This is a genomic window from Flavobacterium aquariorum (assembly GCF_003254745.1).
GTDB lineage: Bacteria > Bacteroidota > Bacteroidia > Flavobacteriales > Flavobacteriaceae > Flavobacterium > Flavobacterium aquariorum.
The window spans coordinates 269048-286357 of record NZ_QKXH01000002.1 but is presented as its reverse complement, the minus strand read 5'-3'; the positions used below and the strand labels follow the sequence as shown (position 1 = coordinate 286357).

Sequence of the window (17310 nt, the reverse complement as noted above, 5' to 3'; positions counted from 1 at the left end):
TAGTAAATTGTAGGTTGCAAAGGTAGGATGGAGCTAGTTTGATAAATAACGAAAAAGAAACGATAAATTACGAAAATCAAACATTTCTAAATTTCATTGGACTTAGTTGAACGTGTTTTTTGAAAAAATTATTGAAGTGTGTCACTTCTGTAAAACCTAATGCATAAGCAATTTCAGATACTGTCCAGGCGGTTTGTTTTAGCAGAATCTTGGCTTCCTGCATAACACGTTCGGCAATAATCTGCGAAGTGGTTTTGTCTGTAGATTCTTTTATAGCTCTGTTGAGGTGATTCACATGGACGTTTAGTTTTTCGGCATAATCAGAAGCAGAGCGAATACTAAGTATTTGGCGCGGATTATCAATAGGGAATTGACGTTCCAACAGTTCTAAAAATAAAGTGGAAATACGTTGGGCAGCATTGAGTGGATGTTTAGGCAAATTAGCTGAAGGAGCCATTTTCAAAGCGAAGTGAACAATCTCAAAAACAATGGTTCTGAGTACGTCGTATTTATGAATGTAGTCGGAAGTAATTTCCTCAATCATACGTTTATAGGTGGTAGTTATTGTTTTTAATTGCTCATCGGTAATTTCAAAAACGTGGTTTCCATCTGGTTGAAAAAGGGAATATTGATTGAGGTTTCCATATTGATGAAAAAAGGACTGTTCGAAAATGCAAAAATAACCGTGATGCATTTTTTCTGTATGTTCCCAACTATATGGAATTTGTGGATTTGAAAATACCAATGCCTGTTTTTGTATTTTAATGGCTTTATCCGCATATTGGATGGTGCTTTCACCTACGAGTAATGTTATTTTGTAATAATCCCTTTTTTTATAGGGTACAGGTTTGGTAGTATTACCTGTAAAAGGTTCTAATTTGAATACATTAAAATGTCCAATTTCCTTGCGCAGCGTATCGGGCATGAAATCATACTTTCTTTGATAAAACTCGGCAATGGTTTCGACTTTGTTCATTAGATAAAATTACGAATTTCAAATAAAAAACCATTCGATTTTAAATAATATTAACGATTAGCCTGTTAAAAGTAGCTTTAAGTATTTGTTCACTTTTCAAATCAAAATGAATTTATGAATACTAAATGCCCTAGCCCAGATGGAAACGGCATCCTGTTGTCCCGTCTCGTCCCAAAAGACGGGAGGGGCAACAGATATAGTGGACAGCTGGAAATGGCTCCTAAAAAAGCGTTTCCTGTATCATTTCGGACTGCGGATTGTTGTTAAATTTGAAAGTATCGGTTACAAAAAACTGTTTTACGTTTTCGTCAAATTGCCGTAAAACCACTCCGTCACAAACAAAATTAAGATCTATTTCGGTGAATAAACGATTGGCTTTGGTAAGATTTTCGGGTTTGAGTCTTCGGGCAATGGAGAGATGTGGATTGTCGCTTTTTAGCATATTGGGAATGAGCAGTGATTTATGAAAGAGTTTCATGATATGCTTCAATTTTTTTTTGGAATCATTGTCGGGTGCAATGAAAAAAGCACCGTTTGGAAAGGAATTAAATTCATTTAAATGCACTTCAACCGGTGACAGTGTATCACACACTTTATTGATTTGTTTTTTGATGTTTTCAATTCCCTTTTCCGTCGCTTTGAATTCGCAGATGGTAATATGTCCCACTGAATTTTTACTGTTGAACCAGCCTACTTCAGATGCCAATTGTTCTTTCATAGACTTCACCAAAGTAAGAACAGACTCGGGAGGGTGAATGACAAGCGAATATAACTTTTCCATAGGTAATGCTTTTTAATACTGTGAATAAAATTAATATATTTCAGAGTTGTATGGTTAAATTTTTATTATATTAGTAGTTTATAAACTTCATTTTTGATATAAAGTTTGAGAGATTTTGTTTTACTGTAGTGTTTTTTTTAAATGAAATTATAGTTGATGGTTTTATTATTTCGTTTATAATAGATTTTAAATTAATTTTTTTTATATGATTAAAAAAATACTTATTGTAGATGATCATTTTATTGTAAGATCTGGAATGTCACTTTTATTGGAAAACGAAATAGATAGTGTTCAAATTTTTGGGGCCAATGATTTTCAGGAAGCACTTGCTGAATGCGGTAAGGTCAGTTTCGATTTAGTGATATTGGATATCAATTTGCCAGGCGGAAAAAAATGCTATATGGTTGATGATTTACGAGAACTGCAAAACGATGTAAAAATATTAATTTTTTCTGCTCATGAAGAAGAAATTTATGCTTTTCGTTATATCCAGGCGGGAGCTAATGGATATTTGAACAAATTGAGCGATAGTGACACCATTGTCAAAGCTGTAAAAACAGTTTTGGAAGGAGGAAAATATATTTCTACTGATATTCTGGATAAATTTATTGCATTTTCCCAGCACAAAAGAGAAAGTAATAATCCGTTGGAAGATCTTACCCACCGTGAATTTGAAATTGCAGAGCTTCTTGTAAAAGGATATGGTAATCTTGAAATTGCCAATGAATTGGATATAAAAATGACCACAGTTAGCACGCATAAATTAAATATCTTTAAAAAAACACATATAACCAATATTATTGAGCTGTCTGAGTTATTTAAAAAATTCAAGGGTTGACTAGTTCAGATCTGTAATTATTTCAATTTTAGAGCCTTTACCATCTTCGCTATAAAATTTTAAATCACCATGAAGTATATGAATTAATTCTACAATCATATGTAGCCCAATTCCACTGTTTCTTAGCATCAATTTCTCTGCAGATTGTTGATTACTCAATTCATTGTAATATATTAAGTCTTCTTCTTTAAAACCTTTTCCTGAATCCTCGACAACCAAGTATAGTTTTTTGTTTTTAATATGGCTGTATACTTTAATTACTCCTTCTTCGGTATTTTTTATGGCATTGTCAAGAATGTTGTGCAGAATGACAGACAATATGTCCTTGTTTATTTTTGTGGTAATATTTTTATCGATTTCGTTTATTAAAATATTGTTTGATGCCTCTGCAATTTCATGGAATAAATTGCATTTTGTCTGCACCAGTTCTTTTAAAAAATAATCTGAATTCTCTGAAGAATTACCTCCAAAGAATATCTTGGAATAGGTTAGTAGGCTATCTATGAAATTGAATAATTGGAGCGTTGATGAATAAACAGATTTTGTCATTTTTTTAAATTTTTCGTCATCATAACTTATAGATTCTTCATAAATATATTTATTGGTCATTGCCAAATATTTTAAGGGACTTTTTATATCATGGCTTATAGTTCCTATTAATTTTTTGTGTTGAATTATTTCTGTAGACAATTCAATTTTAGTTTTTTCTAAGTCCTTTATAATGTCGTGTAATTGTTCTTTTTTACTCTTAAGATCTTTTTCAGAAGCTATTATTTTTTTTAATGTGATGACGTAATAAATGCTTACGCTACTGATTATTATTAATATGAAAAAAATATTTATGATAATTAAATTGTCCTTAATTTCTCGTGTACCATCACCAACAATATTTGAAAATCTATCTGCTGCAGCACCTAATCTTTCACATATTAAACTGATTTCTGATGAAAGTTTATGCTTTGTTTCCTCATCTAATTTACCTGATATAATTTTTTCGTGAACTTCAACACCCATTATATGTAGTTGATTAACCGATTCATCAGCAGTTGTCCATTCCAAAATTGCTTTTTTTAGAAACGGAACGGAATTAAAATTCTTAAATACCCAGATTAAGTCATCCAAATCTCCTTCTTTATTTCTCCCTGCCCTGAATCCTATTTTTGTGATGCTGTCATTTAAGTTTTTAGTTAAAGCGACTCTTGCGAATTGGTCTCCCAAGGGAACGCTTATTTCTTTGTTAAACGATTCCCAGCTTTTATTGTTTTCGGTGTATAAATAAGTAATTAAATGGCGTGAAGCTTTATTCTGTCCTTTGGAATAATGGGATTCGCCATTTATATATGCCCTTGATGCCGATAAAATTCTAATCGTGATGTAGTTTATAACAATTAACGAGGTGCATGAAAAAAACAGTATAATATATAGAAGGATTATGTTGTGGTTTTTTGATTTTTTGATTTTCTTGATTTCGGTCATAATCGTTTATATTATTTGAAATTGAAATTTAAGAAATTAAGTTAATGTTTTTTACTTTTTTATAGTAAGAATGAACTGTATTTTAAATCTAGATTAATTCTGACAAAAATATAGTACTAATTTAATTTTCTTCTAGTACTAATTCTATACAATTATCGGTTTTTGTTTGTGAGAATTTTAGCTATGCTCTTTTATAATGCAATAATTTTACTGTAGTAATAAGTTCTTTGAGTCACTATACAATTTTATATGTCAAAATTAAACATATAATAAATGTTTTGTTAAATGTATTTACGCCTAATATCTATTTGTTGTTAAATATAAAAATAGTTAGGAACCTGGTCTTGTTTAAAAGTTTAATTCTTTATTGTATGAGAAAAAAATACCCAACCCTTTCGATTAATCAATTAGATCAATCCATTGCATTAGAAGTACTTATTAAAGTAGTGTTCAGAAGAGTATTGTTTTCAATGATATTCTATCTGTTTGCTACAACGAATATTTTGGCTCAATGCAATACCGAAACTCCACTTCCTTTTATTGATAGTACTTTTGGTAATTTGTCTGCGACAAGTAGTCTTAGTGGATTGTGTTTGCTTTGTTCAGCTTCTAATGCATCAAGACTTATAGACGCTGATTTGAATAATTTTGCTACTGCATCTGTCTCCATCGGTGTTGCTGGCTCCGCAAATTATAGAGTTACCGATAATGATACGGATTATCTTGCGGGCACTTATGCAGGATACAGAATCAATGTTAGTGGATTGTTGAGTGTAAATTTACTGGGCTCCATTACGATCAGAACTTATTTGAATGGTGTTCTGAGAGAAACAGCTACAGGTTCTTCGCTTTTGGGTTTGGGATTGCTAAATGGCTCAGGAAATAATTATGTATTGGGTTTCAATACGACAAAAAGCTTTGATGCGATTGAAATTTCCGTTGGAAGCTTAGTTGGCCTGTTGAATACTGTTGATGTTTATTATCCTGTAATAAGAAATTATTGCGCAGGCCCAGCCTTGAGTTGCAATACTGCATCTCCAATGAATCTTCCAACTTACCCCGTCAGTATAGAGGCTTCTCATACAGGTGTTTCGGGTGTTACAGTAGGCAATATTTTTGATGCTGAGAATGTGATTAGCTCCAGTACGGGAGATTATGCCACAATAACTTTAACAGCAGGTATTGCAAGTTCAGGCAGTATTTCTGTAAAAGATCAACTTACGGATTATCCCCTTGGCACTTATGCTGGTTTTGAAATAGAAAATTCCAATTTACTAAGCGTTTCGGCTTTAGGAAATATACGTATAACAACCTATCTAAACGGAGCACCACAAGACCAATTCTTTGGTAATAATTTAGTTGTAAATGGTGCTTTGCTAAATAATTCAGGTCGATATAAAGTAGGTTTTGTATCAACAAAATCATTTGATGAAGTTCAGATTTCAATTAATCAAACAGTAGCTTTGAGTTTGGGTTCAACAAGAGTCTACAGTGCTGTTTTTGAAAATTTCTGTGCTGGACCAGATTTAGCTTGTAATACACAAACTGAAATGGTGGCACCTACATATCCAGTTTATATTAACGGCATAAATACTGGCATAGATGGTTTGGTTTGTGCGCTTTGTTCTATAAGTAATTCGGAGAATTTAATAGATCAAAATGGATCAAATTTTGCGCAAATCAATTTAACGGCAAGTGTTGGAAACAGTGGCAGTATTTCGGTAAAGGATCAGATAACGGATTATCCGATAGGTTCTTTTGTTGGTTTTACGGTTGAAAATCCTTCATTGTTGAATGTAAATGCCCTTGATGCTGTTACTATAAGGACCTACCTCAATGGAGTACTTCAGGAGACTAAATTTGGGAATTCTGCTTTAGCCACTGTTGGCACCAATCTTTTGGTGGGAAGTAGCATAAAAACTATTGGGTTTGTATCGACTAAATCTTTTGATGAAGCTCGTATTACTATAGCAAATACAGCAACTGTAAATTTAGGCGTTGTAAATGTTTATAATGCTGTTTTTCAAAAATTGTGTCCAGTAACTTTGGAATGTAACAAGACTTATGCATTAACGAATCCAACATTTCCAGTAGTCATTGATAGTGGCAAAACAGGTGTGAATGGTGTAGCTTGTGTAGCGTGTGCAGTGAATAACACCAATAATGTATTGACAGCAAGCACTACAGATTTTGCTACTATTTTGGTTACGGCGGGAGTAATAGCACCTGCTTCTATTGCCGTTCTGGATCAATTATCAACTTATCCTGTGGGAACTTTTGCCGGATTTACAATAAAGGACTTGAACAGTTTGGTTCAGTTGGATTTATTTAACTCTTTAACAATTTCCACTTATTTGGATGGAGTGTTTAGGGAATCAAAAAGTGCTTCGCAGTTATTAAATCTGTCTTTATTGACTCCTTATGGTTCTGGTTCCGGAATTTATAATGTAGGTTTCAGTACCACTCAAACTTTTGACGAAGTTAGGATTAGTGTTGGGTCGCTTGCAAGTGTAATTAATGACATTAATGTATATGGAGCATTTATTAACACTGCAAGTACCAGTGGGGGTACATTATTTTGTGCTGTTATTGAAGCTGTCGATGATCCTCTGCCTTCAATTATTGGAGCTACTGGGAATATCGATGCGGGTAATGTGTTGACGAATGACACTATAAATGGAACTCCAGTCACGCTTAGTGACATTAACTTATCAATAACCACCCCAGCCACCCCAATGTCAGCTGGAGCACTCGTGCCTTTTATAGATCCTTTGACAGGAATTATAACTATTCCTGCGGGAACTCCTGCGGGTAATTATACTATTACTTACCAAATTTGCTACAAATTGAATTCATTGACTTGTGATTCGGCTATCGTAACAGTAAATGTGACGGCAGCGCTAATTGATGCAATAAATGATACCAACACGGGAACAATTTATGGAGCAACTGGAGGTAATACAGGGATTAATGTTTATGCTAATGATACTCTAAACGGTAGTCCAGTAAATGCATCAGATGTTGTTATGACTTCTTTTCCGAATGGGCCATTAACTGTAAATACAGACGGGAGTGTGTTGGTAGCATCAAATACTCCAGGAGGAACTTATACGGTAGATTATACTATTTGTGAAAAATTAAACCCAGCAAATTGTGATACAGCTACTGTTACTGTTTTTGTGTCTTCTCCAAGTATTGCTTTGGTAAAAGTAGGAGCTGTGGGAGGAACAGGAATGGCAGGAGATATCGTTACCTATACTTTTACAGTTACTAACACAGGAAATACTATTTTGACCAATATTATTGTCAACGACCTATTGACAGGCAGTGTAAACTTAGCAATAACACCAAGTTCATTGGCGCCAAATGCTGTAGGAACAGCAACAGCTAGTTATACGATTCAGCAAGCGGATGTGAATGCCGGACAAGTAACAAACACTGCTACTGTAACAGGAACTACTCCAACCAACGGAACAGTAACCGATACTTCGGGAACAACGATTACCAATGATACTCCGACAGTAACGACTTTGACTCCAAGTCCAAGTATCGCCTTGGTCAAAACTGGAGCAGTTGGCGGAACAGGAATAGCAGGAGATGTAATTACCTATACTTTCGCGGTGACCAACACCGGTAATACTACATTGACTAACATTTTTATTGACGACGTATTGACGGGAAGTACAAACTTAGCGGTAACTCCAAGCACATTGGCACCAAATGGGATCGGTACTGCGACTGCAACTTATACAATCCAACAAGTGGATGTTAATGTTGGGCAAGTGACCAATAGCGCCACGGTAACAGGAACCACCCCAACCAACGGAACTGTAACCGATACTTCGGGAACAACGATTACCAACGATACCCCAACAGTAACCACTTTGATACCAAATCCAAGCATAGCTTTGGTGAAAACTGGAGTAATAGGAGGAACAGGAGAAGTAGGGTATATGATTACTTATACTTTTACGGTTACTAATACAGGAAATACGACCTTGAGTACTATCTTCATCAATGATATTTTGACGAACAGCTTGAATTTGGTGGTAACTCCAAGTATATTAGCACCAAACGGGATTGGAACAGCAACAGCTAGTTATACTATTCAGCAATCGGATATGGATGCCGGGAAAGTATCCAATAGCGCTACTGTAACAGGAACCACACCAACGGGCGGAACAGTGACCGATACTTCAGGAACAACAATTACCAACGATACCCCAACTGAAACTGTATTGACTCCAAATCCTAGCATTGCTGTAGTGAAAACTGGGGCGGTTGGAGGAACTGGATCGGCAGGAGATATGATTACCTATACATTTACGGTGACCAATACAGGAAATACCACATTAAGTAATATTATTATTAATGATGCTTTGACGAACAGTGTGAATTTGGCGGTAACTCCAAGTTTATTGGTTCCCAATGCAATAGGAATAGTAACTACTACTTATACCATTCAGCAATCGGATATGGATGCCGGGAAAGTGACCAACAGCGCCACGGTAGTGGGAACTACGCCAGTGGGTGGAACAGTAACCGATACTTCGGGAACAACGATTACCAATGATACTCCGACAGTAACGACTTTGACTCCAAGTCCAAGGATTGCCTTGGTCAAAACAGGAGCAGTTGGTGGAACAGGAACAGTAGGTGATGTTATCACTTATGGTTTTACGGTTACCAACACAGGAAACACGACTTTGAGCAATATCATTGTAAACGACCCATTAACAGGTAGTTTGAATCTAGCGGTAACCCCAAGTACATTGGCACCAAATGGAATCGGTACTGCGACTGCAACCTATATAATCAAACAATCGGATACTGATGCCGGAATAGTTACCAACAGCGCCACGGTAACGGGAACTACACCAACCAATGGAACAGTAACAGATACTTCAGGAACAACGGTTACCAATGATATTCCGACAGTAACCACTTTGACTCCAAGCCCAAGTATTGCTTTGGTAAAAACTGGAGTATTGGGCGGAACAGGAACTGTGGGAGATTTGATTACCTATACTTTCACAGTGACTAACACCGGAAATACGACTTTGAGCAATATCATTGTAAATGACCCATTAACAGGTAGTGTGAATCTAGCTGTAACTCCAAGTACATTGACACCAAATGGGATCGGTACTGCGACTGCAACCTATACAATCAAACAATCAGATATTGATGACGGGAAAGTGACCAACAGTGCAACTGTAGTAGGAACTGCGCCAACGGCTGGAACAGTAACCGATACTTCAGGGACAACGGTTATAAATGACACTCCAACAGTTACTATAGTGAATCCCCTTTTTAATATTAAAATCATGAAAGAGGGAATTTATGAAGACAAAAATAAAGATGGTATAGCTAATATTGGTGATGTTGTTAATTATACGTTTACGATATCTAATACAGGTAATACAGCTATAAGAAACATTACAATAAAAGACGACAATGTACCTGCGGTTAGAGGTGTTTTGAATACTTTGGCCGCAGGCGCCTCCGATGGTATCACTTTTACGGCAGAGTATTCAATTACCAATTCAGATATTGCATTAGGATATGTTTATAATTCAGCTTTCGCATCGGCGATTTCTTCTGCAAACGCAACAATTACAGCTTTGTCTGAAGATCCTACTCCATGTGTTGTATGTCCAATAAACTCTAATTGTCTGACTTGCACAATAACCGCTATCCCTCAGTCTCCCTCTATAGCTATTCTAAAAAAAGCAGTCTTTGATGATAATAATGGAGATGGGTATGCAGAAATAGGGGAAACAATAAGTTACTCCTTTATAGTTATGAATACCGGAAATTTACCTCTTACGAATGTTATAGTTACGGATGCATTACCAGGAATTGTAATTATGGGTGGGCCAATAAACTTAGTGGCAGGAGCAACAGATGGTGCATCATTTCACGGCATTTATCATTTAACTCTCCAAGATATTATTAAGGGATCTGTAAGCAATCAAGCAATTGTGAAAGGAACAACCCCATCTGGTGCAGAAGTTGTTGATATGTCTGATGATGATAGTCCTTTACAAGATGACCCTACAGTTTTGGGTATCGATGGCTGTAGTCTGGAAGTATTTAATGCCGTATCTCCTGATGGTGATGGTTTAAATGATTTCTTTCGCATTCGAGGTATAGAATGCTATCCAAAAAACACAGTAGAAATCTTTAATCGTTGGGGAATTAAGGTATATGAGTCCGAAGGCTATAATAACGACAATGTAATTTTTAGTGGTATTTCTGAAGGAAGGGTAACAGTCAATAAATCGGAAGGGTTGCCAAGCGGGACGTATTTTTATATTGTTAAGTACAAAGATTTTAGTGGTAACGGAATTGATAAATCGGGTTATTTGGATTTAAGCAGAGATTAATTTAAAAATTTTCGAGTCATCATTATTATTTCTTCAGATAAAAAAACAATAAATATCTACATATGAAAAACCTAGTAATTATTTTATTGTTAGTGAATATATCGATATATGCACAACAAGACGCTCAATATACAAATTACATGTATAATACAATTAATATCAATCCAGCGTACGCGGGCAGTCGCGGAGTGACAAGCATTTTTGGTTTGCATAGAACCCAATGGGTTGGACTGGATGGAGCTCCGGTGACTAATACGCTTTCTGTAAATTCTCCAATTCAAAATTCAAATATTGGTATTGGTTTGTCTTTTGTAAATGACAGAATAGGAGCATCAAACGAGTCTTCAATTTCGGCTGATGTATCCTATACCATTCAAACTTCCAATGTATATAGATTGTCAGCAGGACTGAAAGGAACAGTCCATTTGTTGAATGTCGATTATACAAAACTAAATCGGTACAATCTGAATGACCCTAAATTTCAAAATAATATTGACAATGAATTTTCGCCTAATATTGGTGCTGGGGTTTATTTTTACTCAGACAAGCTTTATTTAGGATTATCAGTTCCTAATTTTTTGGAAACGGATCTTTATAGCGATAATGCCATGGCAACGTCCATAGAGCGTATGCACTACTATTTCATAGGAGGTTATGTTTTCGATTTAAGTTCCAGTATTCAATTTAAACCTGCCTTTATGTGTAAAACAACGGTGGGATCTCCATTGCAAGTGGATTTATCCGCTAATTTTTTATTCAATGAAAAATTTGTTTTGGGTGCTGCATGGAGGTGGGATGCTGCTGTGAGTTTTATGGCCGGTTTTCAAGTCAGTCAGGGGTTGTATATTGGGTATGGATATGATTTAGAAACCACCAAATTAACCAATTATAATTCGGGCTCGCATGAAATATTTTTGCGATTTGAGTTGTTGAAAAAACATGAGAGAGTTGTATCACCGAGATTTTTCTAAAAAAAAAGAGATAATTATGAAATGAGCATGACCGAAAATTGGTCGCAAACACCAATGAAGATATGTGAAGTACATATTCTTATAAAAAACAAATATTATCTACATATGAAAAAAATAACTACCTATTTTATAGTGTTTATCATTAGTGTGATAAATATATATTCGCAAAAGTCAAGTTTAGCCAAAGGTGATAAAGAATACGATCAATTTGCCTATGTTGATGCCATAAAAACGTATGAACGACTATTTGAGAAAGGATACAAATCAGCAGATATGCTCGAAAAATTAGGAAACTCCTATTATTTTAAAGCAGATTTGCAGAATGCCGCCAAGTGGTATGGCGAATTACATTCTTTGACTCCCGATTTAAGTCCAGAATATTATTATCGTTATGCACAATCCTTAAAAGCAGTTAAAGAATATGATACTGCCGACCAAATGATGGCAAAATTCAGTCAAATGAATGCTAATGACCGAAGAGCAAAATTAGCGATTGAACAAAAAGACTATTTGGCTATAATCAAGAAAAATTCTGGACGATATACTATAGAAAATGCTGGAATCAATACCGAATATTCTGATTTTGGTAGTTCGTTTTTTGGAGACAAAGTAGTTTTTAGTTCTTCCAGACCCAATGGAAATGTTTACGAAAGAAAGGATTCTTGGACAGGTGAAGGTTACACAAACCTTTATATGGCCGATAAAAATGAGTATGGAACACTCTCTACAGCTGAACATATTTCTGGAAATATTAACTCCAAATACAATGAATCAACGGCTGTTTTTACAAAAAATGGCGAAACGGTTTATTTTACCAGAAACAATTATTTAGAAAAAAAAGGAAAAGATAAAGACGGAACAATATTACTGAAAATATATAGAGCAACATTAAAGAAAGGGACTTGGGATAATATAACGGAATTGCCATTTAACAGTAACAATTACAATGTGGCACATCCTGCTTTAAGTCCAGATGAAAAATATTTATATTTTGCATCTGACATGCCAGGGACATTAGGACAATCGGATATTTTTAAAGTCGCTATTAATTTAGATGGCAGTTTTGGCACACCCGAGAATTTAGGTGATATTATTAATACGGAAGGGAGAGAAACATTTCCTTTCATGACAGAAGACAATGAACTTTATTTCGCTTCAGATGGACATCCAGGGTTAGGTGGATTAGATGTGTTTGTTTATAAAGTAGAAAATGAGAAGTGGTATAAAAAAGTACTAAATGTGGGCGAAACATTGAATAGTTCCAAAGATGATTTTGGTTTCTTAATTAATACGGCTACACGACTTGGTTATTTTACCTCGAATAGAGACGGAGGCGTAGGTAATGATGACATTTATAAGTTCAAAGAACTTAAAAAAATTCAATATCCCTGCGAACAATTTTTAGCCGGAAAAGTAACCGATAAAGCATCAGGAATATCACTTGATGGGTCAAAAGTAACTTTGTTTGACAGCGAGTATAAAATGCTAAAAGTAGTCATGGCTGATAACAAGGGAGAATTTAATTTTGGACCAGTTGGATGTAATACCAAATATTACATTAAAGCAGAAAAAGAAGCCTACAACACTATTGAAGTGCCAGTTGTTATTGCAGGTGAATCCGGAACAACATTTGTGCCATTGATGTTGGATAAATCAGTTAAGGAATTGAAAATAGGTGATGATTTAGCAATCGTATTGGAATTAAAGACAATTCTATTTGATTTGAATAAATCTAACATTCGACCTGATGCAGCTATAGAATTAGCTAAAATTTTGGACGTAATGCAACAAAATCCAAACATAAAAGTCGATATTCGTTCTCATACTGATTGCAGAAATAGTGCTGATTATAATAAAAAATTGTCTGATCGAAGAGCAAAATCAACAATGGCATGGTTAGTAAAAAATGGAATTGACAAAAAGCGTTTGACAGCAAAAGGATATGGAGAGTCTCAGCTGCTTAATAAATGTTCGGATGGCGTTACATGTTCGGAAGCTGAACATCAAGTCAACAGAAGAAGCGAATTTATTATAGTGAAATAATAAAACGTACAAGGCTTCCTTTATAAAAAAACTGATTTTAAGCACTAAAAATCAAACCTTTTATAAAGGCAGTTTGCTTTAATTATTTGAGGCTTAAATAAAAAAAAATATGCCTCCAACTTATTTTAAAAAAGACTGTGGTCTTCCAATCTTTTTATTCTTTTGATAATAGTATTTCTATCCTGTGCTTATTATTTTGATGGATTTTGTGAGCAGTAAAAACAAAAAAGCCTGTAAATCCTAAGATTTACAGGCTTTTGATTTCTTCCAAAAAGTATTTAAATTTTGGATGTCAGGAACCCACTTTTTCATTTGTTAGGAAGAAAAATTTCCTTTGATGTGGGATTCATTTGAAAATGAATTTGTGGAATCGCCGGGAATCGAACCCGGGTCCAAACAAGCAACTAAAGAGCTTTCTACACGTTTATTTCCTGAATTAATTTTCGACTTGGAGTTAGGTCAGGAACAACCGCTCTTTGCTTAGCTTCTTTAGTTTCGAAATCCACCCGAAGCTTGTGGAAATCTAGGTTTAAATTTACGATTCATCTTTATCGACCGCTATAAACCAAAGCTTTCGAGATGAATCCTGCTTTCCTACCTGGTAGGACGAGGCTAATCTTACTATGATTCAGATTATGCAGCAAGAGCGTAGTTTCCTTCGCCGTGTAAAATGTTTGAGACCTTTTATTTACGAGAATTGTCCCAGTTCTCGACGTGCTTACTTTCCAATTCGACTTGCTGTCAAAACCAGTCGACCCCATTTTATTTTAGATTTAAGAGTGCAGGTTAAATCTTGTGCAAAGATAGTTTAATTTATTGGCAAAGTCAATGGTAAGTTCAATATCAATATTAATAACAAATCTAAAATTTAATTTCTGTTTTCCAAAATCAATATTCTAATATCCGAATTTTGTCGTCTGCAATCTATTCATCTGCCACTTTAAAGGGATAATCACCAAATATTACAGATAGTTTTCGAACCGCATAAGTGTTCCTTGTAAATTTATTGGACAACGCAATTATAGTGACATTTTCGTCTTTTAAAGGAATGTACGAAGATGTAAAACCATGCCACCATCCGTTATGGAAATAGAAATTTTTGCCATTTTCCCAATTAATCATTCGAATACCCAATCCGTAATTTTTGGTACCTTTTCGCTCATTGCTGTATCCAGTATACACTTGTGCCAAAAGTTCTGGTTCCAAAAAGTAGGGCGAATTCCTTGCTCTGTCAAATTTCAATAAGTCGCGGGGGGTGGAGTAGATGTTCTTGTCACCATAAATTTTGTCAAGATAATCAATGCCAATTTCGACCCTGTTGGCTTTGTAGGAAGGAGCCACATTATGTTTGTCCTTGTCAAAATCCAGTACAAAAGTGTTGGTCATACCCAATGGTTTGAAAATGATTTCAGCCATTGCATCTCTGTAGGACATCTTGGTTACTTTTTCGATAATTAAAGCCAGCATCGCATAATTAGTATTGCAATAAGCAAATCGAGTACCCGTTCTTTGCTCCAAAGCAATATTTTTGGTCCCCATGATGGTCAAAATATCCTGGTTAGTGAGCGTGTTGTGCCTGTCCCAAACACTTTTGTCGCGATCCGTAAAATAGGCATAACTACGCATTCCGCTTCTGTGATCCAATAACATTCTTACCGTAACATCCGGATAGGGAAACTCTTTAAGGAAATCAGTCACTTTTTGATCCAAGTCTATTCTTTTGGCATTGACTAATTTTAGAACAGCCGTAGCTGTAAGTACTTTACTCACTGATGCGATATGAATAGGAGTGGTGCTCGTTATGGGAGTTTTGTCCCTTAGGTTGGCATAACCTTCATATTTTTCGTATATAATCTGCCCATTTTTAGCCACAAGAAAACCACCATTCATACTATTATTAGGCCAATTTTTCTTGTAAAAAGAATCTATTTGTCTATGCTTTTCTGCTATGTAATCTGCGGTGAGTTTAGGCGTTTCATTAACCAAAGGTTTCATTTTTGGCAATACGTTTTTCGGAAGATCGGCATCTTTTATTTCCGCTTTTTCTATCTGTTTGGTTTCTTTTTTACAGGAGCTCACTACTACGTTTAGGAGCAGTAAATTTAGTATAATTGCCTTTTTTGTATAATTCATTTTCGTGGTACTAAAAAAGCAAATATATAGAAACAAATACTTTTGGTTTATAGTTTTTTTCAAAATTTAACTTTTTTTTGAAAGCAATTTTTATTTGGCTGATGCTCAGAATAAGATAATAAATTCTATTTAGTTATTGACTGGAATTTAATAGCATTATTCTTGATAAGAGAATGGAAAGTAGTTGGCAATAGTATCTATTGGGGTGAAATATTGTACTAGTAACAAAAGAATTTACCGTAAAAGGGACTTAATTAGGCAACGACTTTGTCCAAACGGAATGTTTAGACTACTTTTATTGACTTTTGTAATTAATCATATAAATATATTTTGTTTTTAAAATAAATTGTTATGTTTGTAACAAATTAAGTAAATAAAGTTATATTTATTATTTTTAAAATAATTGAAATGAAGTTTGGAATCATAAAAGAAAGAAAAAATCCACCCGATAGAAGAGTTGTTTTCTCACCCAATGAATTGGCAAAAATAAAGCAACTGTATCATGATTGTATTATAAAAGTAGAAAGTTCTGATATTCGTATTTTTACCGATGTTCAATACCAAAGTATGGGAATTGAAGTTACCAATGATGTAAGTGATTGTGATGTTCTTTTTGGGGTAAAAGAAGTACCGGTTGAGAACTTGATTCCTAATAAAGCCTATTTCTTTTTTTCGCATACAATAAAAAAACAACCGTATAACAGAAAGTTATTGCAAGCTATTTTGGAAAAAAACATTGACTTGTATGACCATGAAACCATTATAGATTCGCACAATCGTAGATTAATCGGTTTTGGAAGATATGCTGGAATTGTAGGTACTTACAATGCTTTTCGGGCGTTCGGTTTAAAATTTGAATTGTTTAAAATGCCAAAAGCCGAAACACTTTCGGGCAAAGATGCATTGATAGCCCATTTAAGAAGATTGGTTTTGCCTCCTTTAAAAATTGTGGTAACAGGAACCGGAAAAGTTGGGAATGGTGCCAAAGAAATTTTGGATGCCATGAAAATCAAGGAAGTCACACCAGACAATTATTTGACTAAAAATTACACCCAAGCAGTGTACACTCAAATAGATGTGTTGGATTATAATAAAAGAAAAGACGGTCAAGTACTCGATTATACTGATTTTCACGAAAATCCATCGGAATATGTTTCCGATTTTGAACGATTTACCAAAGTTTCAGATATTTACATTGCGGGTCATTTTTATGGCAATGGTGCTCCTGTAATCTTGAGTCGAGAAATGCTTCAGGCCAATGATTGCAAGATAAAAGTTGTGGCTGATATTTCCTGTGATGTAAACGGACCTGTCGCCTGTACGTTGCGTTCTTCGACCATTGCAGAACCTTTATATGGTTACTTGCCTAGCGAAAACAAAGAGGTAGATGTTTTTCATCCCGCAGCGATTGTAGTAATGGCCGTTGATAATTTGCCTTGTGAATTGCCTAAAGATGCCAGCGAAGGTTTTGGTGAAATGTTTTCGGAGCACGTTATTCCTGCCTTTTTTAACGGAGACAAAGACGGTATCCTAAAACGAGCTAAAATAACCGAAAACGGAAAACTAACCGAGCGTTTTAGTTATTTACAGGATTACGTTGATGGAAAATAAAGTTAAGGACTAATTCCCAAAATATAATTGGAATAGGAAAACCTGCAAAATTGTCAATTTGCAGGTTTTTCAGTTATAAGGCTTAAATGACA

Annotated in this window: 9 protein-coding genes and 1 other RNA gene; 5 read left to right on the top strand and 5 right to left on the bottom strand. The window is 35.0% G+C overall.

Translation table 11 applies throughout. The features are described 5' to 3' along the window. Nucleotides 1–76 precede the first annotated feature (76 nt). On the bottom strand, nucleotides 77–976 hold the full coding sequence (locus tag DOS84_RS03850; RefSeq protein ID WP_111408795.1) for a helix-turn-helix domain-containing protein: 900 nt from the start codon (nucleotides 974–976) through the stop codon (nucleotides 77–79). A 220-nt stretch (nucleotides 977–1196) separates the two neighbouring features. After that, nucleotides 1197–1757, bottom strand: a complete 561-nt coding sequence (locus tag DOS84_RS03845) for a 2'-5' RNA ligase family protein (RefSeq protein WP_111408794.1) — start codon at nucleotides 1755–1757, stop codon at nucleotides 1197–1199. 205 nt (nucleotides 1758–1962) lie between these two features. Between DOS84_RS03845 and DOS84_RS03840 the strand changes: the two genes are divergently transcribed. Beyond that, nucleotides 1963–2595 (top strand): response regulator, encoded by a 633-nt coding sequence (locus DOS84_RS03840; RefSeq protein ID WP_111408793.1) that lies wholly within the window; start codon nucleotides 1963–1965, stop codon nucleotides 2593–2595. Here the strand turns inward: DOS84_RS03840 and DOS84_RS03835 are convergent, their stop codons facing one another. After that, nucleotides 2596–4071: a sensor histidine kinase gene (locus tag DOS84_RS03835; RefSeq protein WP_111408792.1), complete on the bottom strand. Its 1476-nt coding sequence runs from the start codon at nucleotides 4069–4071 to the stop codon at nucleotides 2596–2598. It lies immediately after the preceding gene. A 371-nt stretch (nucleotides 4072–4442) separates the two neighbouring features. Between DOS84_RS03835 and DOS84_RS03830 the strand changes: the two genes are divergently transcribed. The 3 genes from DOS84_RS03830 (at nucleotide 4443) to DOS84_RS03820 (ending at nucleotide 13474) form a co-directional block, all read left to right on the top strand. Then, a complete protein-coding gene (locus DOS84_RS03830) occupies nucleotides 4443–10460 on the top strand; it encodes a DUF7507 domain-containing protein (RefSeq protein ID WP_111408791.1) in 6018 nt (2005 codons plus the stop codon). A 62-nt stretch (nucleotides 10461–10522) separates the two neighbouring features. Continuing rightward, nucleotides 10523–11431, top strand: a complete 909-nt coding sequence (locus DOS84_RS03825; protein ID WP_111408790.1) for a PorP/SprF family type IX secretion system membrane protein — start codon at nucleotides 10523–10525, stop codon at nucleotides 11429–11431. A 105-nt stretch (nucleotides 11432–11536) separates the two neighbouring features. Next, nucleotides 11537–13474 carry an OmpA family protein gene (locus DOS84_RS03820; RefSeq protein ID WP_111409068.1) on the top strand — a complete coding sequence of 646 codons (1938 nt, stop codon included), beginning with the start codon at nucleotides 11537–11539 and terminating at the stop codon, nucleotides 13472–13474. A 362-nt stretch (nucleotides 13475–13836) separates the two neighbouring features. On the opposite strand, the gene ssrA is transcribed toward DOS84_RS03820, so the two are convergent. Next, nucleotides 13837–14233, bottom strand: a transfer-messenger RNA (tmRNA) gene (gene ssrA, locus DOS84_RS03815). A 165-nt stretch (nucleotides 14234–14398) separates the two neighbouring features. Then, nucleotides 14399–15607, bottom strand: coding sequence for a serine hydrolase domain-containing protein (locus DOS84_RS03810; RefSeq protein WP_111408789.1), 1209 nt, complete (start codon nucleotides 15605–15607; stop codon nucleotides 14399–14401). A gap of 408 nt (nucleotides 15608–16015) precedes the next feature. On the opposite strand from DOS84_RS03810, the gene DOS84_RS03805 reads away from it, so the two are divergent. Next, nucleotides 16016–17218, top strand: a complete 1203-nt coding sequence (locus DOS84_RS03805) for an NAD(P)-dependent oxidoreductase (RefSeq protein ID WP_111408788.1) — start codon at nucleotides 16016–16018, stop codon at nucleotides 17216–17218. The last annotated feature ends 92 nt before the right edge of the window (nucleotides 17219–17310 follow it).

Bases quoted from the DNA above. Each gene is read 5' to 3' on its own strand.
- DOS84_RS03825 (WP_111408790.1), top strand. From the start codon at position 10,523: ATGAAAAACCTAGTAATTATTTTATTGTTAGTGAATATATCGATATAT.
- DOS84_RS03830 (WP_111408791.1), top strand. From the start codon at position 4,443: ATGAGAAAAAAATACCCAACCCTTTCGATTAATCAATTAGATCAATCC.
- DOS84_RS03810 (WP_111408789.1), bottom strand. From the start codon at position 15,607: ATGAATTATACAAAAAAGGCAATTATACTAAATTTACTGCTCCTAAAC.
- DOS84_RS03850 (WP_111408795.1), bottom strand. From the start codon at position 976: ATGAACAAAGTCGAAACCATTGCCGAGTTTTATCAAAGAAAGTATGAT.
- DOS84_RS03835 (WP_111408792.1), bottom strand. From the start codon at position 4,071: ATGACCGAAATCAAGAAAATCAAAAAATCAAAAAACCACAACATAATC.
- DOS84_RS03820 (WP_111409068.1), top strand. From the start codon at position 11,537: ATGAAAAAAATAACTACCTATTTTATAGTGTTTATCATTAGTGTGATA.
- DOS84_RS03845 (WP_111408794.1), bottom strand. From the start codon at position 1,757: ATGGAAAAGTTATATTCGCTTGTCATTCACCCTCCCGAGTCTGTTCTT.
- DOS84_RS03840 (WP_111408793.1), top strand. From the start codon at position 1,963: ATGATTAAAAAAATACTTATTGTAGATGATCATTTTATTGTAAGATCT.
- DOS84_RS03805 (WP_111408788.1), top strand. From the start codon at position 16,016: ATGAAGTTTGGAATCATAAAAGAAAGAAAAAATCCACCCGATAGAAGA.